The 25,198-nt window shown below is 69.0% G+C and carries 24 protein-coding genes; 17 read left to right on the top strand and 7 right to left on the bottom strand.

What is annotated here, in order from left to right:
• The first annotated feature begins 98 nt into the window (after window positions 1–98).
• From JEQ17_RS22580 to JEQ17_RS22560, 5 genes are all read left to right on the top strand, one after another.
• Window positions 99–1,313, top strand: coding sequence for a helix-turn-helix domain-containing protein (locus tag JEQ17_RS22580; protein ID WP_200396908.1), 1,215 nt, complete (start codon window positions 99–101; stop codon window positions 1,311–1,313).
• Between the two features lie 18 nt (window positions 1,314–1,331).
• Window positions 1,332–1,817: an NUDIX domain-containing protein gene (locus tag JEQ17_RS22575; RefSeq protein WP_200396907.1), complete on the top strand. Its 486-nt coding sequence runs from the start codon at window positions 1,332–1,334 to the stop codon at window positions 1,815–1,817.
• Between the two features lie 39 nt (window positions 1,818–1,856).
• On the top strand, window positions 1,857–2,267 hold the full coding sequence (locus JEQ17_RS22570; protein ID WP_200396906.1) for an NUDIX hydrolase: 411 nt from the start codon (window positions 1,857–1,859) through the stop codon (window positions 2,265–2,267).
• Between the two features lie 559 nt (window positions 2,268–2,826).
• Entirely contained in the window at window positions 2,827–3,237 is a 411-nt protein-coding gene (locus JEQ17_RS22565; protein ID WP_200396905.1) for a hypothetical protein, read from the top strand.
• A 412-nt stretch (window positions 3,238–3,649) separates the two neighbouring features.
• Window positions 3,650–4,111 (top strand): hypothetical protein, encoded by a 462-nt coding sequence (locus JEQ17_RS22560; protein ID WP_200396904.1) that lies wholly within the window; start codon window positions 3,650–3,652, stop codon window positions 4,109–4,111.
• 396 nt (window positions 4,112–4,507) lie between these two features.
• Here JEQ17_RS22560 and JEQ17_RS22555 read toward each other — a convergent pair whose 3' ends face one another.
• The gene (locus JEQ17_RS22555) at window positions 4,508–4,930 is read right to left on the bottom strand and encodes a MarR family winged helix-turn-helix transcriptional regulator (RefSeq protein WP_200401655.1); all 423 of its coding nucleotides are present in this window, start codon (window positions 4,928–4,930) and stop codon (window positions 4,508–4,510) included.
• Between the two features lie 229 nt (window positions 4,931–5,159).
• On the opposite strand from JEQ17_RS22555, the gene JEQ17_RS50125 reads away from it, so the two are divergent.
• From JEQ17_RS50125 to JEQ17_RS22540, 4 genes are all read left to right on the top strand, one after another.
• Window positions 5,160–5,576 (top strand): HGxxPAAW family protein, encoded by a 417-nt coding sequence (locus JEQ17_RS50125; RefSeq protein WP_234048320.1) that lies wholly within the window; start codon window positions 5,160–5,162, stop codon window positions 5,574–5,576.
• A 60-nt stretch (window positions 5,577–5,636) separates the two neighbouring features.
• Window positions 5,637–6,515 carry a DUF2797 domain-containing protein gene (locus JEQ17_RS22550; RefSeq protein ID WP_200396903.1) on the top strand — a complete coding sequence of 293 codons (879 nt, stop codon included), beginning with the start codon at window positions 5,637–5,639 and terminating at the stop codon, window positions 6,513–6,515.
• A 106-nt stretch (window positions 6,516–6,621) separates the two neighbouring features.
• Window positions 6,622–7,104: an antibiotic biosynthesis monooxygenase family protein gene (locus JEQ17_RS22545; RefSeq protein ID WP_234048319.1), complete on the top strand. Its 483-nt coding sequence runs from the start codon at window positions 6,622–6,624 to the stop codon at window positions 7,102–7,104.
• Between the two features lie 61 nt (window positions 7,105–7,165).
• The gene (locus JEQ17_RS22540; RefSeq protein WP_234048318.1) at window positions 7,166–8,050 is read left to right on the top strand and encodes an amidohydrolase family protein; all 885 of its coding nucleotides are present in this window, start codon (window positions 7,166–7,168) and stop codon (window positions 8,048–8,050) included.
• Between the two features lie 48 nt (window positions 8,051–8,098).
• Here the strand turns inward: JEQ17_RS22540 and JEQ17_RS22535 are convergent, their stop codons facing one another.
• Window positions 8,099–9,340, bottom strand: coding sequence for an outer membrane protein assembly factor BamB family protein (locus JEQ17_RS22535; protein ID WP_200396900.1), 1,242 nt, complete (start codon window positions 9,338–9,340; stop codon window positions 8,099–8,101).
• A gap of 270 nt (window positions 9,341–9,610) precedes the next feature.
• Here JEQ17_RS22535 and JEQ17_RS22530 point away from each other — a divergent pair, with 270 nt between their 5' ends.
• From JEQ17_RS22530 to JEQ17_RS22505, 6 genes are all read left to right on the top strand, one after another.
• Complete coding sequence (locus JEQ17_RS22530; RefSeq protein WP_200396899.1) at window positions 9,611–10,351, top strand: response regulator transcription factor; 741 nt, start codon at window positions 9,611–9,613, stop codon at window positions 10,349–10,351.
• Window positions 10,348–11,961 carry a sensor histidine kinase gene (locus JEQ17_RS22525; RefSeq protein WP_200396898.1) on the top strand — a complete coding sequence of 538 codons (1,614 nt, stop codon included), beginning with the start codon at window positions 10,348–10,350 and terminating at the stop codon, window positions 11,959–11,961. The genes JEQ17_RS22530 and JEQ17_RS22525 overlap by 4 nt, the downstream gene beginning before the upstream one ends.
• A 14-nt stretch (window positions 11,962–11,975) precedes the next feature.
• Window positions 11,976–13,463, top strand: a complete 1,488-nt coding sequence (locus JEQ17_RS22520; protein ID WP_200396897.1) for a bifunctional glycosyltransferase family 2/GtrA family protein — start codon at window positions 11,976–11,978, stop codon at window positions 13,461–13,463.
• Window positions 13,460–15,721, top strand: coding sequence for a mannosyltransferase YkcB-related protein (locus JEQ17_RS22515; RefSeq protein WP_200396896.1), 2,262 nt, complete (start codon window positions 13,460–13,462; stop codon window positions 15,719–15,721). The genes JEQ17_RS22520 and JEQ17_RS22515 overlap by 4 nt, the downstream gene beginning before the upstream one ends.
• 122 nt (window positions 15,722–15,843) lie before the next feature.
• Window positions 15,844–17,367, top strand: a complete 1,524-nt coding sequence (locus JEQ17_RS22510; RefSeq protein WP_200396895.1) for an MFS transporter — start codon at window positions 15,844–15,846, stop codon at window positions 17,365–17,367.
• An 80-nt stretch (window positions 17,368–17,447) separates the two neighbouring features.
• Window positions 17,448–18,230 (top strand): TetR/AcrR family transcriptional regulator, encoded by a 783-nt coding sequence (locus JEQ17_RS22505; RefSeq protein ID WP_200396894.1) that lies wholly within the window; start codon window positions 17,448–17,450, stop codon window positions 18,228–18,230.
• Between the two features lie 157 nt (window positions 18,231–18,387).
• On the opposite strand, the gene JEQ17_RS22500 is transcribed toward JEQ17_RS22505, so the two are convergent.
• Both JEQ17_RS22500 and JEQ17_RS22495 read right to left on the bottom strand, forming a co-directional pair.
• The gene (locus JEQ17_RS22500; protein WP_200396893.1) at window positions 18,388–18,858 is read right to left on the bottom strand and encodes a PPOX class F420-dependent oxidoreductase; all 471 of its coding nucleotides are present in this window, start codon (window positions 18,856–18,858) and stop codon (window positions 18,388–18,390) included.
• A 9-nt stretch (window positions 18,859–18,867) separates the two neighbouring features.
• Window positions 18,868–19,212: an STAS domain-containing protein gene (locus JEQ17_RS22495; RefSeq protein ID WP_200396892.1), complete on the bottom strand. Its 345-nt coding sequence runs from the start codon at window positions 19,210–19,212 to the stop codon at window positions 18,868–18,870.
• Window positions 19,213–19,453: 241 nt separating this feature from the next.
• On the opposite strand from JEQ17_RS22495, the gene JEQ17_RS22490 reads away from it, so the two are divergent.
• Together JEQ17_RS22490 and JEQ17_RS22485 are read left to right on the top strand one after the other, a co-directional pair.
• Window positions 19,454–20,179 carry a GAF and ANTAR domain-containing protein gene (locus JEQ17_RS22490; protein ID WP_200396891.1) on the top strand — a complete coding sequence of 242 codons (726 nt, stop codon included), beginning with the start codon at window positions 19,454–19,456 and terminating at the stop codon, window positions 20,177–20,179.
• Between the two features lie 28 nt (window positions 20,180–20,207).
• Window positions 20,208–21,020 (top strand): GAF and ANTAR domain-containing protein, encoded by an 813-nt coding sequence (locus tag JEQ17_RS22485; protein WP_200396890.1) that lies wholly within the window; start codon window positions 20,208–20,210, stop codon window positions 21,018–21,020.
• Here JEQ17_RS22485 and JEQ17_RS22480 read toward each other — a convergent pair.
• The 3 genes from JEQ17_RS22480 to JEQ17_RS22470 all read right to left on the bottom strand — a co-directional run bounded on the left by JEQ17_RS22480 (window position 21,006) and on the right by JEQ17_RS22470 (window position 25,059).
• Window positions 21,006–21,830, bottom strand: coding sequence for a YceI family protein (locus tag JEQ17_RS22480; protein WP_200396889.1), 825 nt, complete (start codon window positions 21,828–21,830; stop codon window positions 21,006–21,008). The two genes, JEQ17_RS22485 and JEQ17_RS22480, sit on opposite strands and share 15 nt — an antisense overlap.
• 101 nt (window positions 21,831–21,931) lie before the next feature.
• Window positions 21,932–24,505, bottom strand: a complete 2,574-nt coding sequence (locus JEQ17_RS22475) for an MFS transporter (protein ID WP_200396888.1) — start codon at window positions 24,503–24,505, stop codon at window positions 21,932–21,934.
• 23 nt (window positions 24,506–24,528) lie between these two features.
• Entirely contained in the window at window positions 24,529–25,059 is a 531-nt protein-coding gene (locus tag JEQ17_RS22470; RefSeq protein ID WP_200396887.1) for a MarR family winged helix-turn-helix transcriptional regulator, read from the bottom strand.
• Between the last annotated feature and the right edge of the window lie 139 nt (window positions 25,060–25,198).

Below are 25,198 nucleotides of genomic sequence, written 5' to 3'. Positions count from 1 at the left end.
GGCTTGTCATCAACGCTAGGACCGGACCGACTCACCACCCCGGAAAAACTCTCCGGGGCCGTACTGGGAGATGGGGGGACGCTCTTCCCATGCGAGGAATGACGACGAACCTGACGATCGGTGAGCGAGTTGCTTGGTACCGCCGCAGGCGCGGCATGTCCCAGGAGGTGTTGGCGGGGCTTGTCGGCCGAACGGTCGACTGGCTGAGCAAGGCCGAGAACAATCGCCTGGAGCTGGACCGCCTCTCGGTCATCAAGTCCCTGGCGGACGCGCTCGACGTGTCTCTCGGAGACTTGCTTGCCGAACCGACTCTCATGGACTGGACCCAGGACAGCGGCAACCGTACGGTGCCGGCACTCCGTTCGGCCCTGATGAACTACCGCCAACTCACGCCCCTGTTGGGACTCCCGACCGAGGGGGAGCCCACGCAGCTGGGGGAACTGCGAAGCAGCGTCACGGAGGTCATGGATGCCTACCAGGCTTCCCGCTACGGCTTCGCGACCCGCCGCCTCCCTCTGCTGCTAGCCGACGCACTCATTGCAGCGCAAGCGTACGAAGGCACCGACCGCGAGCAGGCCAACGAGCTATTGGCGTTGACCTACCAGAGCGCCGCCATGGTGCTCGGCAAGGTGGGCGAGGTGGACCTCGCATGGATCGCAGCCGACCGCGGATTGGGCGCAGCACAGCAGTCCGGCAACCCGGCGGTGACCGGATCCCTCTTCCGATCCGTGGCCCACTGCCTCCTGACGACCGGCCGCTTTGACGCCGCCGTACAGCTCGTAGGCGACGCAGCCGACTACCTTCGGCCCGGGCGCACCGGCGCCAGCCTCGACTTCCTGTCGATCTACGGAACGCTCTTCCTCGCTGGCTCGATGGCGGGAGCCCGGGCAGATGACCGCTCGACCGTGCGCGAGTTCCTCGCCGAAGCCGACAGGGCGGCGCGAATGCTCGGACGGGACGCGAACTACATGTGGACCGCCTTCGGCCCGACCAACGTCGACATCCACCGTGTGGCCACCGCGGCCGAGCTGGGGGACATGCAGGTGGCTATCGACCTGGGACCGCAGGTCGACACAAGCAGCCTCCCGACAGAGCGGCGGACGCGACACAACATCGAGGTTGCTCGGGCGCTCAGTGCCCACAACCGCATCGATGACGCATTGGCAATGATCCTTGAGGCCGAGTCTTGGGCCCCTGAACAGGTACGCAGCCACTATTTGGCGCGTGAGCTGGTCCTCACGTGGGTCCGGAACCACCGGGACCGGCCGAGCCAGGCCATGGCAGGGCTGGCCGATCGGCTACACGTGGTCTAGGTGGGTACGCTCGGCTGCATGGCAGCGAACGAGCACGAAGCGAAGATGGCGCATCCGCGCATGGCTGCGGGTGCGCTTTTCTTTGATGCGGGCGGGCGCGTCCTCATGGTGGAGCCCACGTACAAGGACTACTGGGACATCCCCGGTGGGTACGTCGAGACCGGCGAATCCCCACTGCACGCGGCCAGCCGAGAGGTACGCGAGGAGCTGGGGATCACGCCCGTGCTCGGCCGCCTCCTGGCCGTCGACTGGGCGCCCAACGGTGCCGAGGGTGACAAGGTTCTGTACCTGTTTGACGGCGGCGAACTCGCTCCGGAGACAGTGGAGGGCATCCACCTGCAGGCCGACGAGCTGAAGGCCATCAGGTTCGTCTCCCCGAGCGAGATCGCAGACCGCACCATCCCGCGACTAGCCCGACGGATCGTCGCTGCGATCGAGGCCCGCGCCGAGAGCGCGCCGGTCTACCTCGAGCACGGCCAGGCGCCGGGCGACCTAGCCGCGTAGCGGGAGCGCGGGGGAGTGCCAGAGAGCCCAAGACACTCGGTGTCGGTCGCAGGAATCACCGTTCGTGGGGACGGCAGAATCCTTGCTATCCGCAGGGCGGACAACGGGACCTGGGAGCCACCCGGCGGCGTCCTGGAACTGCACGAGGACCCACGGACAGGTGTCGTACGCGAGGTCTTCGAAGAGACCGGCATCAAGGTGGACGTCCGCCAACTCACAGGCGTCTACAAGAACATGAACCTGGGTGTCGTGGCCCTGGTCTTCCGCTGCGAGCCATCGGCCGGCACCGAGCGCACGTCCAGTGAGTCAACCGCCGTCGAATGGCTCACGCCCGACGAAGTCCGCGAGCGCATGTCCGAGGTCTTCGCGATCAGAGTCTTGGATGTCTTGGACGGCAACGGGCCTCACGTGCGAAGCCACGACGGCAAGCGCCTCATCCCAGCGGGATAGAACTTTCCCTACTTCATCAAGCCCGGCTGCGCTCCGCTCCGCCGGGCGCGCTCCCGGCTCCGCCGCCCTCCGCGCTCATGCCTTCGGCCCGCGCTGCGGGCGCTACGCCGACGCGCGCCCATGAGTGAGCAGCCAGATTCCTTGAGTGGCGATCACCGCGCGAACGCGGTCGCGGTCACAGAGGTGCCTCCGGCGGGGGCGCTCCGACTCCGGGATGGAGGGGGCGCCGCTCGCGGGTGCCGGTCGAGTAGTGGCGTGCGTGGGGAGCTTCCATCCCCTCCACCGCCGACCCAGGCAGAGCCGAGCAGACGTGGCCCATGGCGTCCAGGTCGTTCGTACAGTGGTGCGCTCCACCTGGACGCCATGAACCACGCCTGCTCCACGGTGTGTGGGTCGACGGCGGACGGGATGGAAGCGAGGTTGCTGGTGGCTGATCAGTGAGACAGCCGCACGCGTGATCTGTACCCGCAATAGCGTGGTGTGCAGAGCCTATGTCCGCCTAGGTGATCATTTGCTGTTATCGCCTGATGGGATCAGGCTTGGACCTACACTGCCGGACATGTCATCAGAAGCGGAGGTCCCTCCTGATGCTTTGGTGCTTCGCTTCAAGCCGATGGATCCAGAGCGGTGCCTCAAACGTCTCAATCAGGACTTCCGAGACACCGGGGACTACTCGCTGTCAGTATTCGCTGACGTTCAGAACCCCGGCGAGGCGGTAGATGATCTCAAGCAGAGGTTGTTGGCCGCTTCAGAGTTGCAGGGCATCAACCCAAGCAGTAACAAGGCGTACTACGTATGCACTAGGGCGGAGAAGCTACTAGAGCGTAAGTTCACCTTCAGGAAGGACGAGGACGGAGACGAAGTGCCCGAACATTACTCTGTCGACTTCGGCTCTTCGGCGCCTACTCTCGAAGACGTGGAGCGATTCCTCGAAGCGTTCGATGACGTGCCTGAGAAGAGGACAAAGTGACTACGCGGATCGAGATCGACCCAAACGTACGGGTTCGGGGCAACGGGACGCGGGCTGGCTTCGAGGATGTCAGCGGGCCGCTAGCAGTCAACATGAGGGTTGAGGTCTACGAGCCCGAGAGCGAGCTTGTAGGACCGGCCTGCGTCACCGAGATCGACACCCAGAAGCAGCTTGTGTTCCTGTCGGTCGATTGGGCCAAGCTTGAGTGTCGGCCAGGCGCGGGAGCCCCGGTTGGGGAACGGGATTCTCTAGCTGAGGTTCACGTCCTGCCTCTGCTGGCATCTCGTCGCACCTCGTCTGTCCCCGTATGGCTGCTGCGTCCTTCGCGCGGTGGTTTGTTGACTCCCAACGGACACGGACACCTGCGCGAAGCGGCAGGTCGCAAGCACGAAGAACTGGTGGTAACAGCTCTATGAGTCCGCAAATCACCTTCATGGGCTTCGCCGAGGGCGCTACCTTCGACGGCCGCGGATCTCTGGCTCTCGTTGGGTTTAGCCCGCAAGCCACCGTGGTTGAGCGTTTTCCCGCCACAGTAAGCCCGGCACTGGTCATGATCGTCGATGATGACGATGACGGCGCCGTGTTGAAGTTGGGGCGTACCGCTAAGGTGCGCATCGTTGTGACGAACGAGTCGGGGGAAGTCGTCTTCTTCGTTGAGCAGAGCAGTGCGGTGACCGAGATCAAGAACACCGGCCTGCCGGGCAGGCTGGCGCTTGTAGCCCAGTTCCCGATCACAGCATCAAAGGCTGGACGTTACCGCTATAGCGCAACGATCAACATCACCGAGAGTGATGCTCCGGAGATGAATGGCCAAGCCTCCCTCCGGGTCGTGGACCAAGTATGGCTCGACGCCCACAAGAGCGAACGTCCGTAAGGCTTGGTTGGTCGTCTGACGTCAATGGCTGACACCAACAGGGGCGGATGTGCGTGGATCCAGGCGAACCTTCGCGCCCTGTCTGAGGTTCCCGGATCGCATCGTGCAGGACGAAGCCGCAGTGGGATCAACCTGACAAGGGCGAAGCCCTGAGGCGTTGGTACAGCAGCGAAGTACAGCAACCACAGCAACCGGTCCCGTCCCGTAGCTCCCCTATAGACCCATAGCGCGGCCCGTATGACCGTCGCTGACCGATCTCTATAGAGCTACGGATCAGAAGGTTGCAGGTTCGAATCCTGCCGAGTGCACACAGGTAAGAGGCCCCGGACGGTGAGTCCGGGGCCTCTTGTGTTGGGGTGGGCGGCCGTTGGGGTGTGTGGCGGGGAAGTCTGGCGGTCAGGTTTCGCGGATCTCTTCGAGGTAGTCGCTCATCAGCTTGCCGGTTCGGGTGAACCAGTCATTCAGGACGGCGATTTCGGTGGGGGAGTAGTCGTTGAACTGTTGGTTCAGGCGGGCGTAGTACGGGCCGTAGAGGGCGGTGACGCGGTCGACCGCGGCCGGGACCGCGGCGATGCGTACGCGGCGGCGGTCGGACGGGTCGGGTCGGCGGGTCACATAGCCCGCGCGTTCCAGGCGGTTGACGATACCGGTGACCGCGCCGGTGGTGACATGGGCGCGGGTGGCCAGGTCGCCCGCCGTGAGCAGGTGCTCGCCCGCTTCCAGGATGAAGCCGAAGCAGGTCAGGTCCGAGGCGTTCATGCCCAGGCGCTGGGCCATCTCGTGCTGGGCGACCATGCTCGTGGCGATGACGTGGTCCATCGCCGAGAGGGTCTCCGCCGGGGTGGCCGGCGGGCGCTGCCGCGGGCCCGAGCCACTCTCGCTCGCCCTCTTCTCGCTCACCCGCTTCTCCTTCTTCTTGTCTCGCTCCGCATTCTCTCCCTGCCCGGCCTCTGGAAGATCTCTTAGTTCGTAAGGTAAAATTCTTACGTACTAAGAGGATCCCGTGGATCCTGGTCGTGCGTCGACCAGTCGGTCAGGAGGTACGTACATGAGCGGGCATCACCATGATGAGGGGCACACCGTCGCCGGGTGGACCGGTTGCGCTGTGGCTGTCGTGGGCACGTCGGTGGCCGGGGTCGGCATGTGTCTGGGGTCCGCGGCCTGGATCTGGCTGGGGCTCGGTGTCGTGGGGCTCAATGTTCTGGTGACCTGGGGGCTTCATCTGGCGGGGTGGGGCAAACCGCCCGGGATCCGGCCGGTGGCGGAACGGGGCATGCGGGTGCGGGATCGGGGCGCGAGGGCCGGGCATCCCGCGTGTGTGGGGTGCCGGCTGGCCGGGCGGGGGCGTTCGGTGAGCACCGGTGTGGCTGTTTCCGCCCAGGGAGCCCACGGGGCTCAAGGGGTGCAGGGGGTGCCGCAGCCGGATGCCGCCCTGGGGTCGGCATCCTCTGAGTCCGTGGTGTGACGGCAGTCGTGTTGCCCGAGGACGTCGCGTTGTCAGTGGTGCCCTCTACGCTCGTGAGTGATGGCACAGGTGTGGAAGTGCACGGGGCTTCGGTGGGGCGGAGAAGGGCCCGTGCTGACGTGGGACGGGGGGCGTCGAAGTGCGTTGCCGTGGGGGAAGCGGGTTGCGTTCGCCGTTGTCGGTGAGGGCGGGCGGACATGTGTGGGGGCGCGGGGGAACAGCTGTCCTTCGCGGGTCGCGGTGTCCGGGCGGAGCGTCGGGGCCCGGTGCGAGGAGTGCGGGCGGCTGGACCGGGCCCACTCCGTGGCCGCGGACACCATCGCCGACGATCCACGGCCCTACTCCGTCTATCTGGCGTGGTTCGGACCCGGGCTGGTCAAGGTCGGGATCACCGCCGTCGAGCGTGGGTCCGCCCGGCTGCTGGAGCAGGGCGCCGTCGTCTTCACCTGGCTCGGGCGGGGACCGCTGATGGCCGCCAGGCGGAGTGAGGAGTTGCTGCGTACGGCGCTGGGGGTGCCGGACCGGATTCCGTACGACGCCAAGCGGGCCGTGCGGAGCGAGTTGCCCGACGCGGGGGTTCGGGTGGCGGAGGTCCGGGAACTGCATGCCCTGGCCGCGGGGCTGGGCGGGTGGCCGGAGGCGTTGGAGCGGATGCCGTTCGTGGCCGTCGATCATGCGGAGGTCTTCGGGCTCGATGGGTTGCCGCCCGCCGCCGGTGTCGTCGGTGAGCTCGTGGCGGGCGGTGTCGTGAGCGGGGAACTCGTCGCCGCCGCCGGGCCCGATCTGCATCTGCGGACCGGGCGCGGGGTCGTCGTGCTCGACACGCGGCTCATGACCGGCTGGGAACTGACCGGGACCGGCGGGGCCGAGCGGGATAAGCGTGGTGAAGTCACCGTGCCCGTAAGGGAGTTCGGTGGTGTTCAGGGCGGGCTCTTCTGAGGGAGGGATGGAGGCGGGGAGGAATGGTCAAGAGATCGATCCCTCCGGGATCCCCTTCGGCAAAGACCCTGGACGCGGCGTGACGGCGGGGCCGAGAGTGGGCGACATGAGCGATCACTCCATTGCACCTGTCGCCGACGGTGCCTCTGTTGCCCACACCCCCGCCGCCCACACCCCCGCCGCCCCTGCTCCCGCCGCCCCTGGCCTTGCCTCCGCTCCCGCCTCCGTCACTCCCGCCGTGCCCGTCGCCGCGTACGAACCGCCCTACTACGCCGTCGTGTTCACCTCGGTCAAGACGGAGGAGGGTGGGCGGGACGGGGTGGCCGGAGGATACGGCGAGACCAATGAGCGGATGGAGGAGCTGGTGGAGAAGATTCCGGGGTACCTCGGGATGGACCACGCGGGTTCCCCCGGCGGGCTGTCCATCACCGTCGGCTACTTCCGTGACGCGGACGCCGTCGAGGAGTGGCGGAGCAATGCCGAGCACCTGGCGGCGCAGAAGCGCGGGCGTGCCGAGTGGTACGAGCGCTACACCCTGCATGTCGCCAAGGTCGAGCGAAGCCATGGGTTCGAGCGTGAGCACGGCTGACGGAGTCAATGGAGGGGACGGGAGCGACAACACAGCCGGGGACGACGACAGGAGGGGCCTGGTGCAAGGGACTGACGAGGCCCGTGAAGTGCGGCGGTTCTGGGAAGGGCTCGGGCTTCCCGGGCTCGTCGACGTCCATACCCACTTCATGCCCGAGCGGGTGCTGAAGAAGGTCTGGGACTACTTCGACGCGCTCGGGCCGCTGACCGGTGGTGTCGAGTGGCCCATCACCTACCGGGCCGAGGAGCTTGAACGGGTCGGGCTGCTCCGGGAGTTCGGGGTGCGGGCGTTCACCTCGATGCTCTACCCGCACAAGCCGGGCATGGCCGAGTGGCTGAACCAGTGGGCTGTCGAGTTCGCCGGCCGGACCCCCGACTGTCTGCACACGGCGACCCTCTTTCCGGAGCCGGGCGTGGCGGCGTACGTCCAGAGGGCGGTGGACGAGGGCGCGCGGGTCTTCAAGGCGCACGTCCAGGTGGGGGCGTACGACCCGGCCGACGAACTCCTGGATCCGGCCTGGGGGTTGCTCGCCGAGGCCGGGATACCGGTCGTGATCCACTGCGGTTCGGGGCCCTCGCCCGGCAAGCACACCGGGCCCGATCCGATCGGGCGGGTGCTCGCGCGGCATCCGCGGCTGCGGCTGGTGTTCGCGCACATGGGGATGCCGGAGTACGAGGACTTTCTCGGTCTTGCCGAGCGGTTCGGTGAGGTGCGGCTGGACACGACGATGGCGTTCACGGACTTCAGCGAGCAGTTCGCGCCGTTCCCCCGGAGGGCGCTCCCCCGGATCGCCGATCTCGGTGACCGGATCCTGCTCGGGACCGACTTCCCCAACATCCCCTATCCGTACGTCCATCAGCTGCGTGTGCTGGAAGGGCTCGGCCTGGGGGACGAGTGGCTCCGGGCGGTCTGTCATGACAACGGGGCGCGGCTGTTCGGCCTGTGAGGAGCTGTAAGCGGAGGCATGGGGGAGGAAGGGAACGGGCGGCGGGGGTCAGTCGGTGATGATGAGTTGCTCGTCCGTCCACAGTTCCCGCCAGGAGAGGCTGAGCGCTCCGTCGGTGACCTGGTGGACGTCGAGCTTCATGAAGTAGACATCGTCGTTGGGCGCGGTCATGGCCGGCAGGCGCAGCGTGTGGAGCGCGCGCCCGGTGTCCGCGTCGAGGACGAGCAACTCGGCCCCCGGGATCCGGCGCTTGGCGTCCGCCTTGGTGAGGAGGGGCTGGCGCACGAGGTACACCCGGCCGTCGGCGATCACACCTGAGCCGTACTCCTGGCCGGTCGGCGCCTTCAGCCGCCAGGAGAGGCGGCCGTCCTCGGTGTCGTAGGCATGCAGGACGGTGTCGTGGTTGCCGTCGCCGTCGCCCTGGGCATCGGTGGCCAGCAGCACGGTGCCGCTGCCCGCGCCGACCGGATTCCACGCGGTGGTGTCCAGGTCCGCGCGCGGAGTGGCTCCTTCCCGGCTCATGTCGAGCAGTTGGACGGCCAGTGAGTCGTCCGTGTCAGGTTTCGGGGCGGCCAGAGTGTGTGCGTCGCCCCTGACCGCCCCCCTGGGATGGCTGGTCCGCCGCTGCCAGAGGGCCTTCCCCGTCCGGTTGTCGACGCCGAGCAGGAGGTAGTACTGCTCGGCGTCCGTGTCGATACTCGCGACGTTGCACAGCACCGGGACCGCGCTCACGTGGTCCGGCAGGGAGTACGCGTCGTAGACGCCCACTTCGGGGCAGGACTTGGGCGTCTTCGCCGTCCACAGGCTCCGGCCGTCGCGCTCGTCGAAGGCGCGCACGGCGCCGGGTGCGTCGGTCAGTGCCTGACCAGCGCCGAGGCGCACATTCCGGAAGACCTCGCCGTCCCCGAGGTGCTCACGCCACAGCCGCTTGCCGGTGCGCAGATCGACACCGACCAGGGTTTCCCGGTAGGCGATCACCACGGTGCGCTCCGACACGTCGAACGACATCGCGACGGAGCTCTCGTCCTGTCGCTCGTAGCGCCAGTACTCCTTGCCGGTCCGCAGGTTCACCGCCCGTGCGCCGTCGGTCGTCGACTCCACGGACAGGCCGTGCACCAGGACTCTCTCCCCTGTCTTGCGGCGCATGACGTGCTCGGGCGCGACCGGTGCCTCAGCGCCGAACGCCGCGGGGAACGGGCCCTGCGCGCCGGTGACCAGGTCGCTCTGCCCGGAAGGCTGGAGCCACTGGGCCAACGGCACGAGCAGGAGGCAGACCGCGGTGGCGGCCATGATGATCCACAGGGACCTGCGACCCTGCCGAAGACTGAGTTCCTCCATCGAAGGCATAGATCCGTCAGCTCTGTCCCCACCCGCCACAACAGCCCCCCCACAGGCCACCCCCCTGATCACCATGACCGGCGGCTGACGGATCCTCCCCCGCCGCTGTCCGCGGAGGCAAGGAGTTGCCAGAGCGTTGCCTGAGAGGTGGCTGTGCGTTTCTCAGGCAATTCACAGGTTCCAGAAAGCGTGCTCTCAGAGGCGCCCAGCAATGTGTGCGCTATGACCACGACCTCGCCCCAGGGGCGCACCGAACTGCTGAGGCCGGACGGGAGCCCCGTCCGAGTGCTTGTGGTGGACGACGAGCTGTCGATCACCGAGCTGTTGTCCATGGCCCTTCGCTACGAAGGCTGGCAGATCCGCAGCGCGGGTGACGGGACCGGTGCGGTGCAGACCGCGCGCGAGTTCCGGCCCGACGCCGTGGTGCTGGACATGATGCTGCCCGACATGGACGGTCTCGCCGTCCTCGGCCGGCTGCGCCGCGAGCTGCCCGACGTGCCCGTTCTCTTCCTGACCGCCAAGGACGCGGTCGAGGACCGGATCGCGGGTCTGACGGCCGGAGGCGACGACTACGTCACCAAGCCCTTCAGCCTCGAAGAGGTCGTGGCCCGCCTGCGCGGGCTCATCCGCCGCTCCGGCGCCGCCGACCGCCGCTCCGACTCCGTGCTCGTCGTCGGGGACCTCACCCTGGACGAGGACAGCCACGAGGTGTCCCGGGGCGGCGAGGGCATCCACCTCACCGCGACCGAGTTCGAGCTGCTGCGCTTCCTGATGCGCAACCCGCGCCGGGTGCTCAGCAAGGCGCAGATCCTCGACCGCGTGTGGTCGTACGACTTCGGCGGTCAGGCCAATGTCGTCGAGCTCTACATCTCGTACCTGCGGCGCAAGATAGACGCCGGTCGTGAGCCGATGATCCACACCCGGCGTGGTGCGGGGTATCTGATCAAGCCCGCGGTGTCATGAGCGGGCGACGACAGCTGCGGAAGCAGCGGCGCCGACAGCCTCGGACGCTGCGGACGCGGCTCGTCGTCTCGGCGGTCGCGCTCATCGCGGTGGTGTGTGCGGTGATCGGTACGGTGACGACCATCGCGTTGAGCCAGCACCTGTACGACCAGTTGGGCACCTCGCTGAGCGAGGTCGGCGACCGGGCCACGGGCGGCCCGGTGAGACCGGACAGTCCGTCGGAGCTGAAGGACGAGCCTCCCGGAGGGCCGTTCGGGTTCGTCACCAAGGGCGGCACGGAGGAGAACACCGTTGTCGCCAAGGTGAGTGACGACGGCGGAATCAATGACGCGGTCGTCGCCAAGGAGAAGAACTCCGACAGCGAGGGCTTCGAGGGCATGGTCACCGACTCGCTGACCGAGGCGCAGAAGTCCGCGATCGGCTCCGTGTCGAAGACCGGGGTCCACACCGTGGAGATCCCCGGGCTCGGTGAGTACCGCGTCAAGTACGTCGAGGGCAACAGGGGCGGCTACTACGTCGCCCTGCCCACCGAGTCCGTCACCAGCACCATCAACACCCTCATCCTCGTCGAGGTGAGCGTCACGGTGGCCGGTCTCGTCGCCGCCGGAATCGCCGGGTCCGTCCTGGTCACGGTCGCCCTCCGCCCCCTCCGCAAGGTCGCCTCCACCGCGACCCGCGTCTCCGAACTGCCCCTCCACAGCGGCGAGGTGACGCTCAACGAGCGTGTGCCCGAGTCCGAGACCGACCCCCACACGGAGGTCGGACAGGTCGGCGCCGCCCTCAACCGCATGCTCGACCACGTCCACGGAGCCCTGCACGCGCGCCAGGAGAGCGAGACGCGCGTACGGCAGTTCGTCGCGGACGCGAGCCATGAGCTGCGTACACCGCTGGCGTCCATCCGCGGTTACGCAGAGCTGACCAGACGCGGACGGGAGGAGACCGGGCCCGACACCAGACACGCGCTCGGCCGGATCGAGTCCGAGGCCGGTCGGATGACCGGGCTGGTCGAGGACCTGCTGCTGCTCGCGCGCCTGGACGCCGGACGGCCGCTCAGCTACGAGCACACCGACCTCTCCCCGCTGGTGGTGGACGCGGTGAGCGACGCCCGCGCGGCCGGTCGCGAACACAACTGGCGCCTCGAACTGCCCGACGAACCGGCGCTCGTGCTGGCGGACGCCGCCCGCGTCCAGCAGGTCATGGTGAATCTGTTTGCGAATGCGCGAACGCACACACCTCCAGGAACGACGGTGACCGCACGCGTGCACCGTCAGGGACCCTGGGTGTGCGTGGACGTCCAGGACGACGGCCAGGGCATTCCGCCGGACCTGCTCCCGCATGTCTTCGAGCGGTTCGCCAGGGGCGACTCGTCCCGGTCACGTGCCTCCGGATCCACCGGACTCGGGCTCGCCATCGTGCAGGCCGTCGCGGCCGCGCACGGCGGCGCGGTGACCGTCGACAGCGTGCCCGGACGCACCGTCTTTACCGTGCATCTGCCCGCGCTGGCGCCCGAAGCCTCGCATTCTCATGAGGCCTTCATTTCCTCATCGAATTCGCAATCGTACTCACAGGCACAGCACAGCACGACCACATGGGTGCAACAGGGCGCTTGACGAGAGTCGTCGTCATGCGAACCGAACCTTCTCCCGGCAACCTGCCGGCGCGGGAGCACCTCCCGGCCGGAAATGCCGGTACGCCTGTCCTGGACGTAGTGATCCCCGTCTACAACGAGGAGAAGGACCTCCAGCCGTGTGTGCTCAGACTGCATGAGCACCTTGCCCGCACCTTCCCGTACGCGTTCCGCATCACCATCGCGGACAACGCGTCCACGGACACCACTCCCCTGGTGGCGGCGCGGCTGGAGGCGGAGATACCCGAGGTCAGGGCGTTCCGGCTGGAGCAGAAGGGGCGCGGTCGAGCACTGCGCACCGTCTGGTCCGCCTCGGACGCCCCGGTCCTCGCCTATATGGACGTCGACCTCTCCACCGACCTCAACGCGCTTCTCCCGCTGGTCGCCCCGCTGATCTCAGGTCACTCGGACCTGGCGATCGGCTCGCGGCTCGCCCGCAGCTCGCGGGTGGTGCGGGGCGCCAAGCGGGAGTTCATCTCCCGTACGTACAACCTGATCCTGCGGGGTTCGTTGCAGGCCCGCTTCTCCGACGCCCAGTGCGGTTTCAAGGCGATCCGGCGCGATGTCGCGCAGGTGCTGCTGCCACTCGTCGAGGACACCGGATGGTTCTTCGACACCGAGATGCTGGTCCTCGCCGAGCGGGCCGGGCTGCGGATCCACGAGGTGCCGGTCGACTGGGTCGACGACCCGGACTCGACCGTGCACATCGTGAAGACCGCGACCGACGACCTGAAGGGTGTCTGGCGGGTGGGGCGTGCCCTGGCCACCGGTTCGCTGGCGCTCGACCGGCTCGCCCGGCCCTTCGGCGACGATCCCCGCGACCGCGAGATCAGCGGCGTACCGAAGGGTCTTGCCCGCCAGCTCGTCGGGTTCTGTGTCGTGGGCGGTCTGTCCACGCTGTTCTATCTGCTGCTCTACAGCGGCTTCCGTACGTTCTCGGGGTCGCAGGTCGCCAACGCGCTCGCCCTGCTCGTCTCGGCGGTCGCCAACACCGCGGCCAACCGGCGTCTCACCTTCGGTGTGCGCGGCCGGGGCGGCGCCGTGAAGCACCAGGCGCAGGGCCTGGTCGTCTTCGGCATCGGGCTCGCCCTGACCAGCGGTTCGCTCGCCGCCCTGAACGCGGCGACGAACGACCCCGCGCACTCCACCGAACTGGCGGTGCTGATCGCCGCCAACCTCGCGGCCACCGTGCTGCGGTTCCTGCTCTTCAGGGCCTGGGTGTTCCCTGACCGGCGCGACGAGTCACCGTCGACCGTCGTCGCCTCGCACACACCCGCCGTGCCGGTCGGACCCGCGTCGCCCGTCTACGCGACGGCGCCGCGGTCCCCGTACGGATCGGCTCCCGTGCCCCACGAGTCGACCTCGTACGGGACGACCGCGTACGGCACGACCCACTCTCCGCACGACCACCAGACCTGGGGGGACGCGACCATGCAGCTTCAGCCGGTGCGTCCGAACGATCACGATCCGAGGGACGCACGATGACGACGACTCAGCCCGATACGAGCTATCAGGGGGGCGCCGGTCCCTCCGGGGGCGCGAGCCCCGACTGGGGACCGCCGGGCCCGACCGGGGCAACCGCCGTGCAGGAGCCCGTGGTTGCTCCGCCGGCCGCCCCCGAGGACGGCAGTCCCAAGCAGCCCTTCGTACGCCGTCTGTGGCGCGGGCGGCCCGAGGACCACCGCTGGACGCGTCCCGCGTTCCTCGGCACGCTGCTGCTGATCGGCGCGCTCTACACCTGGAACCTCACGGCCTCCGGGTACGCCAACTCCTTCTACTCCGCGGCCGTCCAGGCCGGCAGCCAGTCCTGGAAGGCCTTCTTCTTCGGCTCGCTCGACTCGGCCAACGCCATCACCGTCGACAAGCCCCCGGCCTCCCTGTGGCCGATGGCGCTGTCGGTGCGGCTGTTCGGTCTGAACTCCTTCGCGATCCTGTTCCCGCAGGTCCTCATGGCCGTCGCCACGGCCGGAGTGCTGTACGGGGCCCTGCGCCGCCGGTTCAGTGCCGCGGCCGGCTTCATCGCGATGGCGGTCTTCGCGCTCACGCCCGTCGCCGCACTGATGTTCCGCTTCAACAACCCGGACGCGGCCCTCGCGCTCCTGATGGCCGTCACGGTCTACTGCGTGCTGCGCGCCATGGAGAAGGCCCAGACGAAGTGGCTGGTGTGGGCGGGTGCGGCCGTCGGTCTCGCCTTCCTGGTGAAGACCCTCCAGGCCTTCCTGATCCTGCCTCCGCTGGCCCTGATCTACGTGGTCTTCGCGCCGACGAACCTGCGCAAGCGCATCGGGCAGGTGCTCCTCGCGGGCCTGTCGATGATCGTCGCGGGCGGCTGGTGGGTGGCCATAGTGGAACTGTGGCCCGCGTCCTCCCGCCCGTACATCGGCGGCTCGCAGAACAACTCCTTCCTTGAACTGACCTTCGGATACAACGGACTCGGCCGTATCAACGGCGAGGAGACCGGCAGTGTCGGAGGCGGCGGCGGTGGCGGCTGGGGCGAGACCGGCTGGGACCGGATGTTCAGCTCCTCCATCGGCGGCCAGATCTCCTGGCTGATCCCGGCCGCGCTGATCGTGCTCGCCGCGGGCATCGCCCTCACCTGGAAGGCGAAGCGGACCGACACGGCCCGCGCCGCGTTCCTCGCCTGGGGCGGCTCGCTGCTGATCACCATGGTGATCTTCAGCTTCATGCAGGGCATCTTCCACGAGTACTACACGGTGGCCCTCGCCCCGTACGTCGCCGCCGTGATCGGCATGGGCGCGAGCGTGCTGTGGGAGGAGCGCGGCCGGATGTGGGTCTCGCTCCCCATGGCGGCCGGGGTGACGGCCACCGCGGTCTGGGGGTACGTCCTCCTGAACCGCTCCTCCGACTATCTGCCCTGGCTCAAGTGGCTGGTCCTGGTGGGCGGCCTGGTCGCCGCGCTCGGCCTGGTCTTCGTGTCCCGGCTCGGGCGCCGGCTGGCCCTCGGGGTCGTCGGGCTGAGCTTCGTCGCGGCCCTCGCGGGTCCGACGGCGTACACCCTCACCACGCTGAACGAGGGCCACACCGGTTCGATCGTGACGGCGGGTCCGGCGGTCTCGGGCGGTCGTGGCGGCCCGGGCGGCGGCGGTGGCGGCATGGGCGGCGGCCCCGGTGGCGGCGGTATGCCGGGCCAGAACCAGCAGGGCGGCACCGGTCAGAACCAGCAGGGCGGCGGCATGGGCCAGCCCCCGACCGGCGGAATGCCGGGCGGCGGCCAGAACGGTCAGAACGGCCAGGGCCAGCAGAACGGCAACGGCCAGACCGGCAACGGTCAGACGGGCCAGAACGGCCAGACCCAGCGCGGTGGCGGCACGGGCGACGGCGGCGGAATGGGCGGCGGTGGCGGTATGGGCGGTCTGCTCAACGGCGCGACCGTCAGCTCCGAGGCCAAGGCCCTGCTGGAGAAGAACTCCGGCGACTACACCTGGGTCGCGGCGGCCATCGGCGCCCAGAACGCCGCGAGTTACCAGCTCTCCACCGGTGACCCGGTCATGGCGATCGGCGGCTTCAACGGCAGCGACCCGTCGCCGACGCTGGCCCAGTTCAAGAAGTACGTGGAGGACGGGAAGATCCACTACTTCATCTCCTCCGGCTCCATGGGCGGCGGTGGCGGTGGCAGCAGCTCCGGCACCGGGACCCAGATCAGCGAGTGGGTGCAGGAGAACTTCAAGGAGGTGACGGTGGGTTCGTCCACCTTCTACGACCTGACACAGCCGACGAGCTAGCCCGGAGTACGGCGGCAGCAGGGCGGTGGCAGAGGGGTGGCGGCCGGGGCGAGAGTGCCTCGGCCGCCACCCCTCTCTTTTTGTGTTGTACGGCGTATGGGAGTTGTTCTACGGTGTATGGCATGCCAATTTCGCAGGGCGAAAGCCCAAGCCAAGGCCTGGGTCAAAGCCAAGGCCATCCCCAGCGCTGGCTGATCCTCGGTGTGATCCTGCTGGCCACGCTCACCGTGCTGCTCGACAACACCGTCCTCAACGTCGCGATCCCCTCCCTCACGGCGGAGTTGGACGCGTCCACGGCGGACATCCAGTGGATGATCAACGCGTACTCGCTGGTCCAGTCGGGCCTGCTGCTCACCGCCGGCAGCGCGGCCGACCGCTACGGCCGCAAGAAGATGCTCGCCACCGGCCTGGTCCTCTTCGGCGTCGGCTCGCTCACCGCGGGGCTCGCCCAGAGCGCGACCCAACTCATCGCGGCCCGCGCCGGCATGGGCGTCGGCGGCGCGCTCCTGATGACCACGACCCTCGCCGTCGTCGTACAGATCTTCGACGACACCGAGCGGGTCAAGGCGATCGGCCTCTGGTCGACGGTCAACTCGCTCGGCTTCGCGGCGGGCCCGCTGCTCGGCGGCGTCATGCTCGAACACTTCTGGTGGGGCGCGATCTTCCTGATCAACATCCCCGTGGCCGCCCTCGCCCTGGTTGCCGTGCTCAAGCTGGTCCCCGAGTCCAAGAACCCCCAGGGCGACCGCCCGGACCTCCTCGGCGCGGTGCTCTCCACGATCGGTATGACCGCGGTCGTCTACGCGATCATCTCGGGCCCCGAGCACGGCTGGACGTCGTTCCAGGTCCTGGGGTCGGGCGCGGTCGGCCTCGCCGTCCTCGCTGCCTTCGTCCGCTGGGAGCTGAGCATTGAGCACCCCATGCTGGACATGCACTTCTTCCGCAACCAGCGCTTCATCGGTGCCGTCGCCGGCGCGATCCTGGTCGCCTTCGGCATGGGCGGTTCCCTCTTCCTGCTCACCCAGCACCTCCAGTTCGTGCTCGGATACGAGCCGTTGGAGGCGGGTCTTCGTACGGCTCCGATGGCCCTGTCCGTCGTGGCGCTCAACCTCACCGGCGTGGGCGCCCGGATCGTCACCAAGCTGGGCACCCCGGCCACCATCGCCCTCGGAATGACGATGCTGTCGGCGGGCCTGGCCGCGATTGCCCTGCTCAGCGGCGGCACGGGCGGCGGTTACGGAGGCATGCTGCTGGGACTGGTCGTCATGGGCGCCGGTATCGCGGTCGCCATGCCCGCCATGGCCAACGCCATCATGAGCGCGATTCCCCCGGAGAAGGCGGGCGTCGGCGCGGGCGTCAACGGCACGCTCAACGAATTCGGCCTCGGGCTGGGCGTGGCGGTGCTCGGCGCGGTTCTCAACTCCCGCTTCGCCGCGCTGGTCTCGGTCGCGGCGGCCTCGTTGCCGGCGGCGCTGGCCTCCGCTGAGTCGGCGGACGAGCGAGCCCGGATCACGGACGCGTTCGCCTCGGGTCTGGAGACGAGTCAACTGGTCGGCGCGGTCGCCGTGCTGCTCGGTGGACTGCTGGCCGCGGCGTTGCTCCGGAGAGCGGAACGGGCAGACTCCGCGGTGACGATTGCGGCGTAGGGCCCGCTTAGCATCAGGGAGGGGGCGGACCTCGGTGTTCCGGGTCGCCCTCTCCGTAAGAGTTCCGAGGAAGGTGCGCCATGGTGAGGGCAGCCGACCGGGCCAAGCGTCCGGCGCGGACCAGCGTCTGGCTGGAGGGCAAGGCCCCGCGGGGCGGCGGTGCCCGGGGCGGGCAGCCGTCGTCGCTCGACCGGGACCGGATCACCGAGGTCACGGTACGACTGCTCGACTCGGAGGGGCTGGCCAAGTTCTCCATGCGCCGGCTGGCCGCCGAGCTGAACGTGACCGCGATGTCCGTCTACTGGTACGTGGACACCAAGGACGATCTTCTCGAGCTCGCCCTCGACGCGGTGTTCGGTGAACTGGAGCTGCCGGACCCGGAGTCGGGCGAGGACTGGCGGGACCAGCTCCGGGCACTGGCTGTCGGGTACCGGGCGCTGCTCGTCCGGCACCCCTGGGTGTCGCCGCTCGCCGGGACGTTCCTCAACATCGGGCCCAGGTCGGTCGCGTTCTCGCGCACCGTGCAGCAGGTGATCCGCAGGACCGGGCTGCCCACGCACCGGCTGACCGGGGCCATCTCCGCGGTCTTCCAGTTCGTGTACGGATTCGGCACGATCGAGGGGCATTTCACGTTGCGGTCCGCCGATGCGGGGCTGAGTCCTGACGAGTACTTCCAGCAGGCCCTGAGCACGATTCGGCAGGCTCCTGAACTCGACGATGTTCTCGAGGAGTCCAAGGAGATCATGCGGGCTCGTGGGGGCAACACGGTGGAGGAGATGTACGAGCGGGACTTTCACTTTGCGCTCGATCTGGTGATCACGGGGATCGAGTCGGTGGTGCGGGGGGAAGGGCGGGGGGTGTGAGTGGTGCGGGTCGTTCGTGGGTGCGGGCCGGTGGGGGCTGGTCGCGCAGTTCCCCGCGCCCCTAGAAGACTGCGCAGTTCCCCGCGCCCCTAGAAGAAGGTGCCGCAGTTTCGCGTGCCCCCAAAGACTGCGCCGTTCCCCGCGCCCCTATCGGGGCTTACTCCTGTGGGGCCAGCCTTGCCGGGAAGCCGCCCGTTGCCACCGGGCCCCACTTCTCCGGGGTGATCCTGATGATGGACTTGGCCTGCTTGAGCATGGCCTCTCGGTATTCGTTCCAGTCGGGGTGTTCGCCTGCGATGTTGCGGTAGTACTCGACGAGGGGCTCGACGGAGTCGGGGGAGTCGATCACCTCGGCCGTGCCGTCGATCTGGACCCAGGGGCCGTTCCACTCGTCGCTCAGGACGATGAGGCTGACGCGGTCGTCCCGCTTGGCGTTGCGGGTCTTGGCGCGCTCCGGGTAGGTCGAGACGACGACGCGGCCCGAGTCGTCCACTCCGCAGGTCAGCGGGGAACCCTGGGGACCGCCGTCCGACCTGCGCGTCAGCAGGATGGCGCGGTGGCGGGGGCGTACGAAGTCCAGCAGATCGTCGAGGGAGACAGAGGTGTTCGTCGCGATGTTCGATGCCATGCCCCCAGCCTAGGACTCGATCGCCTCCGCGAGGTTGTCGTACACCGGCACGTCACGGCGCATTCCCGTCAGCTCCAGGACACGGTTGGCCACCCCGTCCGCCCGTGCCGCCACGCGCAGTTGGACGGGCCGGGGCAGCCGTCCGCGGACACCGGCGACCACACGGACGCCCTGGGAGTCCATGAAGTGCGTACGCGTGAGATCCAGGACCAGCAGCCGCAGCCGGTCCCTCCTGGCGTCCACGACGTCCAGGGCACCGACGAGGACGACATCGGCGTTGCTCAGGTCGATCTCCGAGGGAAACCCGAGCAGGGTGCATTCAGGCAGGTCATAGGGGTTCGGGAAGAAGGTCATCGCACTCACCTGGCAGACGTTCGTCCGGATTCCGATGAGGCCGCTTCCTGACCCGCCCGCCCATTGCACCACGCGTGCGGGCGAGATCGGAAGTACGTACGAAGAGCCGCGCCCTCACCCCAACAGAGCAGCTAAAGTGGCTCTTCGTCCTGTGCTCGCAGTCGGGAATGTGCTGCGGAGCTCTCCTGCGCACAGCTGCCGGGGTCTGTCGTCGAACCGACGACGGGATCCGGGGCCGTGCATGCCGAAGAGGTTCGTGGTGGCTGCGTCTGATTTTTCCGAATTGCCCCGTTTTCCGGGGGGTCTTGAGCTGGCCGAGACACTGACGGTCGCGGCTCAGCAGCTGCACGAGCCATCCAGTCCCCGCAGCACCCTGCGCACCGCCGTCCGGCTCGCCGTACACATCCTCCCCGGCGCCGAACACGCCGGTATCTCCGTCATCGAGCGCAAGGCCCACCGCCAGACCCTCGCCTGGACCGACGAGATCGTCCGCTCCGCCGAGGCACTGGCCTCGGGCGAGGACCATCAGCACTGGACCCGGCTGTGGACCTCCCCGGTCGCCCGTATCGAGGACAGCGCGTCCGGCGACGACGACGGCGAACCCGCCCTCTCCGACCTCGGACTGCGCTCGGTCCTCTCGCTCCGGCTGCGCGCCGAACGCCAGCGGCTCACCGTCCTCACGGCGTACGCGACCAAGCCGCGGGCCTTCGACGACTCGGCGACCCGGATCGGACGGCTGTTCACCGCGCACGTCAGCATCGCGTTCGACTCGGCGACCGCCCGCGAACAGCTCACCGAGGCCATGCGCACCCGGGACCTGATCGGCCAGGCCACCGGCATCCTCATGGAACGCCTCGACATCGACGCGGCGGAGGCCTTCGACAGCCTCGTACGGACCTCCCAGCGGGAGAACGTCAAGCTCCGTGACCTGGCCAGACGGATCGTCGACGCCAGGAGCAGCGAGTGAGCGGGCACCGACGGGATACCCGATCCGCATGAGACTCTCAGCCGATCCCGCCGATCCCGCCGATCCCGCCGATCCCGCCGATCACGACCATCACGCTGATCCCGCCCATCTCAACGAGCGGCAGCCGCGTGCCACAGCCCCGGAGTCCGCCACGCTGCACCAGGCGCTGGCCGGCACCGGCGGCCTCGACACACTGCTGCGCGATCTCACGGATCGTGCGGTGCTCGCCGTGGCGGGCGCCGAGGCGTGCAGCATCACCGTGCGGCGCGACGGGCGGCTGCTGACGGTGGCGGGCACGGGCGGCCTGCCCAGCGGGCTCGACCAGCGCCAGTACGAGAACGGCGACGGGCCCTGCGTCCGGGCGGCGGACTCGGACGCGGAGCAGCACGCGCCCGACCTGTCCGAGGAGGACCGCTGGCCCACGTACGCCGCGTACGCGCTCTCCAAGGGGGTCCGTTCGGTGCTGGCCGTGCCGCTCGCGGTCGACGGCGAGACCGATGCCGCCCTCAACCTCTACGCCACGACGGAGGGTGCCTTCCACGGGAGCCGCGAGGCGGCCAGGGCCTTCGCGGCGAACGCCTCGGACGCCGTCAACGCCGCCCTGCGCATCGAGCGCGAGCGGGCGTCGGCCGGGGACGTCCGCACGGCGCTGCTCTCGCGCAGCGTGATCGACCAGGCGATCGGCATCCTCATGGCCCAGGAGCGCTGCACCGCCCAGACGGCACTCGACACCCTGCGCCGCGTCTCCCAGGACGCGAACATCAAACTCCGCGACCTGTGCGGCGACTTGGTGGCCCGCACGACGGACGGAGCGCCGGGCCGGGCGTCACAGCGACGGTAGCGTCCCGCCCTGCACCGCCTGGATGTCCAGCTCCACCTTCAGTGTCGTACCGATCGCCGCGATGCCCGCCTGGAGCACCTGGTTGTAGTTCATCGCGAAGTCCTCGCGGCGCAGCTCGGTGGTGGCGCGGAAGGCCGCGCGCGTCCCGCCCCAGGGGTCGGCGCCCGTGCCCAGGTAGGCCAGGTCCAGGTCGACCGGCCGCACGACCCCGTGCATGGTCAGCTCGCCGTGGACCGTCCAGCGGTCGGTGCCGGTGGCCGGGCTCAGGCCCGTCGAGACGTACGTGATCTGCGGATGGCGCTCGACGTCGAGGAAGTCCGGGGACTTCAGATGGCCGTCGCGCATGGCGTTGCCCGTGTCGATGGAGGCCGCGGAGATCACCGCCTCCACCCGGGACTTGGCCACCTCGTCGGGCGCGATGTCGATCGAGCCCGCGAACTCCGTGAACCGCCCGTGCACGCTGGAGATGCCCAGGTGCTGGGCGACGGCGCCCACGGAGGAGTGGGCCGGGTCGACGGTCCAGGGGCCGGGCGGCGGCAGTTCCGTGCCGCCCTGCCGGGCGAGGGTGACGGTGCCGATCGCGGCCCGGCCGCTCGCCGTCACGATCGCGCTGGACGCGGCGGGCGCGTACCCGACGGCCGTGACGATCACGGTGTACGCCCCGGGCGCGAGCTCCGTCGCATCCCGTACGCCGCCCTCGTCGTCCGCCTCGGCGCGCACCACCTGGGTGCCCGTCCCGTCGGTCACCGTGACGACCGCGTGCGACACGGCCCAGCCGTCCCGCGTACGGATCCGCGCGGTCAGTCCCATGGCAAGCAACCTCTCGTAATGAAACCGGCCCGTGGGCGTGTCTCCGCTCAGAGCACGCGCCACGGGCCGGGGTCCTCAACTGGTTCTCTGCTGGTTCTCGACTACTCGCCGGGGTGGGCGAGTTCGATGTCGTGGCCGTCCACGCCGCCGCCGTTCACGGTCAGTGCCGTGGCCACCGGCGGGTAGCCGGTCGCGATGACCGTGTACTCGCCGCTGTCCAGGTCGGCGAAGGCGTACGCCCCGTCGGCCCCGGTGGTGGCGGTGCCGACCACGTTGCCCGCCGCGTCGACGAGCGTGACCCGGGCGTCGCCCAGCGGTCCGCCGGGTGCCCGCACGACGCCCTGGAGCTGCGCGCCCGCGGTGAGCGCGACCTCGATCCGGGTGACCCCGGTGCCGCCGACCTCGACGGGCAGGGCCCGCGGCCGGTGCCCGGCGGCGTTCACCGCGACGGTCACGGCGCCCGGCACCAGCTCGGCGAAGGCGAACTCGCCCTGCTCACCGGTGGTCCCGGTGGCCAGCACGTCACCGCGCACATCGGTCACGATGACCATCGCGCCCACGACCGGCTTCCCGCCCTCGGCGGCCTTCACCGTGCCCGACAGCCCGCTCGTCCCGCTCAGCAGGATGTCGTACGCGAGCGGCTCACCGTTCACGACGATCGTCGAGGCCTGCGGCTGGAACCCGTCCGCGGAGGCGATCAGCACGAACGAACCCGTGCCGGGCGCGTCCACCGCGTAGGAGCCGTCGGCCTGCGCGACCGAGCGGCCCAGCTGACGGCCCGCGAGGGAGATCAGCGTGACGGCGGCCCGGGGGACGGGCGCGCTCTCGGCACCGCGGACGTATCCGCGCACCGCGACCCCGCCCGGGCCGGGGCCGGAGGCGCCGCCGGCCCCGGCCGCCACGGTGGCGACGGCCGCGAGCCGCTGGGTGCCCTCGGGCCCGGCCCCTGACCCGGCGCCGGTTCCGTTGTCGGTTCCGGTGTCCGCGACCGCCCAGCTCGGGACGCGCTCGTCGGCCTCGGTGGAGAGGGCCGCGGCCGGGGCGGCCTCGGCGACGGCCGTGACATCCGGCTGCGCCTCGGCGGCCTGCGCCAGCGCACCCGACGTACGCAGCGGAACCTCCTTGATGAACAGCGTGACGAGGAAGGCGATCAGAGCCATCGCGCCCGCGATCAGGAAGACGTCCGCGATGCCGTGTCCGTACGCGCTCTCCATGACCGTGCGCAGCGGCGCGGGCAGCGCGTCCATGTCCGGGATGCTGCTGTTGTGCGAACCGCCCGCAGCCGCCGCGTACTTGGGGTCGATCCCGGTCAGACCGTCCTTGACGTAGTCGGTGATCCGGTTGGCCATCACCGCACCCAGCGCGGAGACGCCGATCGCACCGCCGAGGGAGCGGAAGAAGGTCACCGTGGAGCTGGCCGAGCCGAGGTCCTCCGGCGCCACCTGGTTCTGCGTGGACAGCACCAGGTTCTGCATCATCATGCCGATGCCGAGACCCAGCAGCGCCATGAAGACGGCCACCCGCCAGTAGTCCGTGTCGTACCGGATGGTGCCCAGCAGACCGAGCCCCGCGGTGATCAGGACACCGCCGCTGACCAGCCAGACCTTCCACTTGCCCGTCTTGGTGATGATCTGCCCGGAGACGGTGGAGGAGATGAACAGGCCACCGATCATCGGGATCGTCATGACACCCGACATGGTCGGGGACTTGTCCCGCGCCAGCTGGAAGTACTGGCTGAAGAAGACCGTGCCGGAGAACATCGCGACACCCACGAAGAGCGAGGCGAGGGAGGAGAGGGTGATGGTCCGGTTGCGGAAGAGCCGCAGCGGGATGATCGGTTCCTTGGCCTTGGATTCGACGAGCACGAACAGCAGCCCCAGGGCGACGGCACCACCGACCATGGCGTACGTCTGCCACGACACCCACTCGTACTTGTCACCCGCGAAGGTGACCCAGACCAGCAGCAGCGAGACCGCGGCGGAGATCAGGAACGCGCCGCCCCAGTCGACCTTCACGTCCCGCTTCACGACGGGCAGGTGCAGGGTCTTCTGCAGCACGATCAGCGCGATGACCGCGAACGGCACACCGACGTAGAAGCACCAGCGCCAGCCGAGCCAGCTGGTGTCGGTGATGACACCGCCGAGCAGCGGGCCGCCGACGGTCGCGACTGCGAACGTGGCGCCGAGGTAGCCGGAGTACCGGCCGCGCTCGCGCGGGGAGATCATCGCCGCCATCACGATCTGCGCGAGGGCGGACAGACCGCCCACGCCGATGCCCTGCACCACGCGGCAGGCGATCAGCATGCCGGGGTTCTGCGAGAGGCCCGCGGCGGCCGATCCGAGGACGTAGATGACGAGCGCTATCTGGACGAGCGCCTTCTTGCTGTACAGGTCGGCGAGCTTGCCCCACAGGGGCGTCGCCGCGGTCATCGACAGCAGTGCGGCGGTGACGACCCAGGTGTAGGCGGACTGGCCGCCGCCCAGGTCGCCGATGATCTCGGGCAGGGCGTTGGTGACGATCGTCGACGACAGGATCGCGACGAACATGCCGAGCAGCAGGCCGGAGAGGGCCTCCATGATCTGCCGGTGCGTCATCGGAGCGCCTTCGGCGGCGCCTGTGGCACCTCCGTGCTTGGCGTGTGAGCCCCGCACACCGGTTGGTGTGGTCGTTGCCATGGGCTTCCTTTTCTTGTGATGCGTCATGCGGGTGTACGGGTTGTCTGCTCGACGAGGGGGGTTGGTGGGGGTGGTACGGGGAGTACGGCCGACCCGGGGGGTGCGGGCGGTACCGCCGGTGCGGGCCTGCAGTCGCCGAAGCTGGTGCGCAGGCGGGCGAGCAGGGTGTTGAGCTGGTCGACCTCGTCGTCCGACCAGTCCGCCAGGTAGTGGACGAGCGCGTTCATGTAGCGCTCGGAGAGATCGGCGAGCATGTCCTGGCCGGCGGGGGTGAGGCGCAGGATGCGGGAGCGTTTGTCGGCGGGGTCGGGGGAACGGTCGATCCAGCCGCGCTCCGCCACGTGGGCCACGTGGCGGCTCGTCACCGACATGTCGATGGCGAGCAGCTCCGCTAGGCGGCTCATCCGCATTTCGCCGTGGCGGTCCAGCAGGGTGAGTACGGCGGCGGAGCCGGCGGGGCACTCGTGCGGGAGTACTCGGCCGAGGCCGCGCTTCACAGCACCTATGGCGCTGAGTTGCCGGGCCAGCTCCTCGTACTGACGTCGAGCCGCCATCGCACCTCCCTGGTTTGTTGCTTCAGGCAACCATAAGAACTGTTGGTTGCTGCAGGCAAATGAAAGTGGGGGGTGATGGCCTAAAACCTTGGCAAAGGCAAGTATTGGCGAACGTAAACTTGCAGGTGGGGTGGGTTTG

Origin of the sequence: Streptomyces liliifuscus (assembly GCF_016598615.1) — a bacterium.
GTDB lineage: Bacteria > Actinomycetota > Actinomycetes > Streptomycetales > Streptomycetaceae > Streptomyces > Streptomyces liliifuscus.
This window is presented reverse-complemented; position numbering and strand designations above follow the sequence as displayed.

Excerpts from the sequence above, each read along its gene's own strand:
- JEQ17_RS22580 (WP_200396908.1), top strand. The coding sequence starts at position 99 with ATGACGACGAACCTGACGATCGGTGAGCGAGTTGCTTGGTACCGCCGC.
- JEQ17_RS22575 (WP_200396907.1), top strand. The coding sequence starts at position 1,332 with ATGGCAGCGAACGAGCACGAAGCGAAGATGGCGCATCCGCGCATGGCT.
- JEQ17_RS22565 (WP_200396905.1), top strand. The coding sequence starts at position 2,827 with ATGTCATCAGAAGCGGAGGTCCCTCCTGATGCTTTGGTGCTTCGCTTC.
- JEQ17_RS22560 (WP_200396904.1), top strand. The coding sequence starts at position 3,650 with ATGAGTCCGCAAATCACCTTCATGGGCTTCGCCGAGGGCGCTACCTTC.
- JEQ17_RS22555 (WP_200401655.1), bottom strand. The coding sequence starts at position 4,930 with ATGGACCACGTCATCGCCACGAGCATGGTCGCCCAGCACGAGATGGCC.
- JEQ17_RS50125 (WP_234048320.1), top strand. The coding sequence starts at position 5,160 with ATGAGCGGGCATCACCATGATGAGGGGCACACCGTCGCCGGGTGGACC.
- JEQ17_RS22550 (WP_200396903.1), top strand. The coding sequence starts at position 5,637 with ATGGCACAGGTGTGGAAGTGCACGGGGCTTCGGTGGGGCGGAGAAGGG.
- JEQ17_RS22545 (WP_234048319.1), top strand. The coding sequence starts at position 6,622 with ATGAGCGATCACTCCATTGCACCTGTCGCCGACGGTGCCTCTGTTGCC.
- JEQ17_RS22535 (WP_200396900.1), bottom strand. The coding sequence starts at position 9,340 with ATGGCCGCCACCGCGGTCTGCCTCCTGCTCGTGCCGTTGGCCCAGTGG.
- JEQ17_RS22530 (WP_200396899.1), top strand. The coding sequence starts at position 9,611 with ATGACCACGACCTCGCCCCAGGGGCGCACCGAACTGCTGAGGCCGGAC.
- JEQ17_RS22525 (WP_200396898.1), top strand. The coding sequence starts at position 10,348 with ATGAGCGGGCGACGACAGCTGCGGAAGCAGCGGCGCCGACAGCCTCGG.
- JEQ17_RS22520 (WP_200396897.1), top strand. The coding sequence starts at position 11,976 with ATGCGAACCGAACCTTCTCCCGGCAACCTGCCGGCGCGGGAGCACCTC.
- JEQ17_RS22515 (WP_200396896.1), top strand. The coding sequence starts at position 13,460 with ATGACGACGACTCAGCCCGATACGAGCTATCAGGGGGGCGCCGGTCCC.
- JEQ17_RS22510 (WP_200396895.1), top strand. The coding sequence starts at position 15,844 with ATGCCAATTTCGCAGGGCGAAAGCCCAAGCCAAGGCCTGGGTCAAAGC.
- JEQ17_RS22505 (WP_200396894.1), top strand. The coding sequence starts at position 17,448 with ATGGTGAGGGCAGCCGACCGGGCCAAGCGTCCGGCGCGGACCAGCGTC.
- JEQ17_RS22500 (WP_200396893.1), bottom strand. The coding sequence starts at position 18,858 with ATGGCATCGAACATCGCGACGAACACCTCTGTCTCCCTCGACGATCTG.
- JEQ17_RS22495 (WP_200396892.1), bottom strand. The coding sequence starts at position 19,212 with ATGACCTTCTTCCCGAACCCCTATGACCTGCCTGAATGCACCCTGCTC.
- JEQ17_RS22490 (WP_200396891.1), top strand. The coding sequence starts at position 19,454 with ATGCCGAAGAGGTTCGTGGTGGCTGCGTCTGATTTTTCCGAATTGCCC.
- JEQ17_RS22485 (WP_200396890.1), top strand. The coding sequence starts at position 20,208 with ATGAGACTCTCAGCCGATCCCGCCGATCCCGCCGATCCCGCCGATCCC.
- JEQ17_RS22480 (WP_200396889.1), bottom strand. The coding sequence starts at position 21,830 with ATGGGACTGACCGCGCGGATCCGTACGCGGGACGGCTGGGCCGTGTCG.
- JEQ17_RS22475 (WP_200396888.1), bottom strand. The coding sequence starts at position 24,505 with ATGGCAACGACCACACCAACCGGTGTGCGGGGCTCACACGCCAAGCAC.
- JEQ17_RS22470 (WP_200396887.1), bottom strand. The coding sequence starts at position 25,059 with ATGGCGGCTCGACGTCAGTACGAGGAGCTGGCCCGGCAACTCAGCGCC.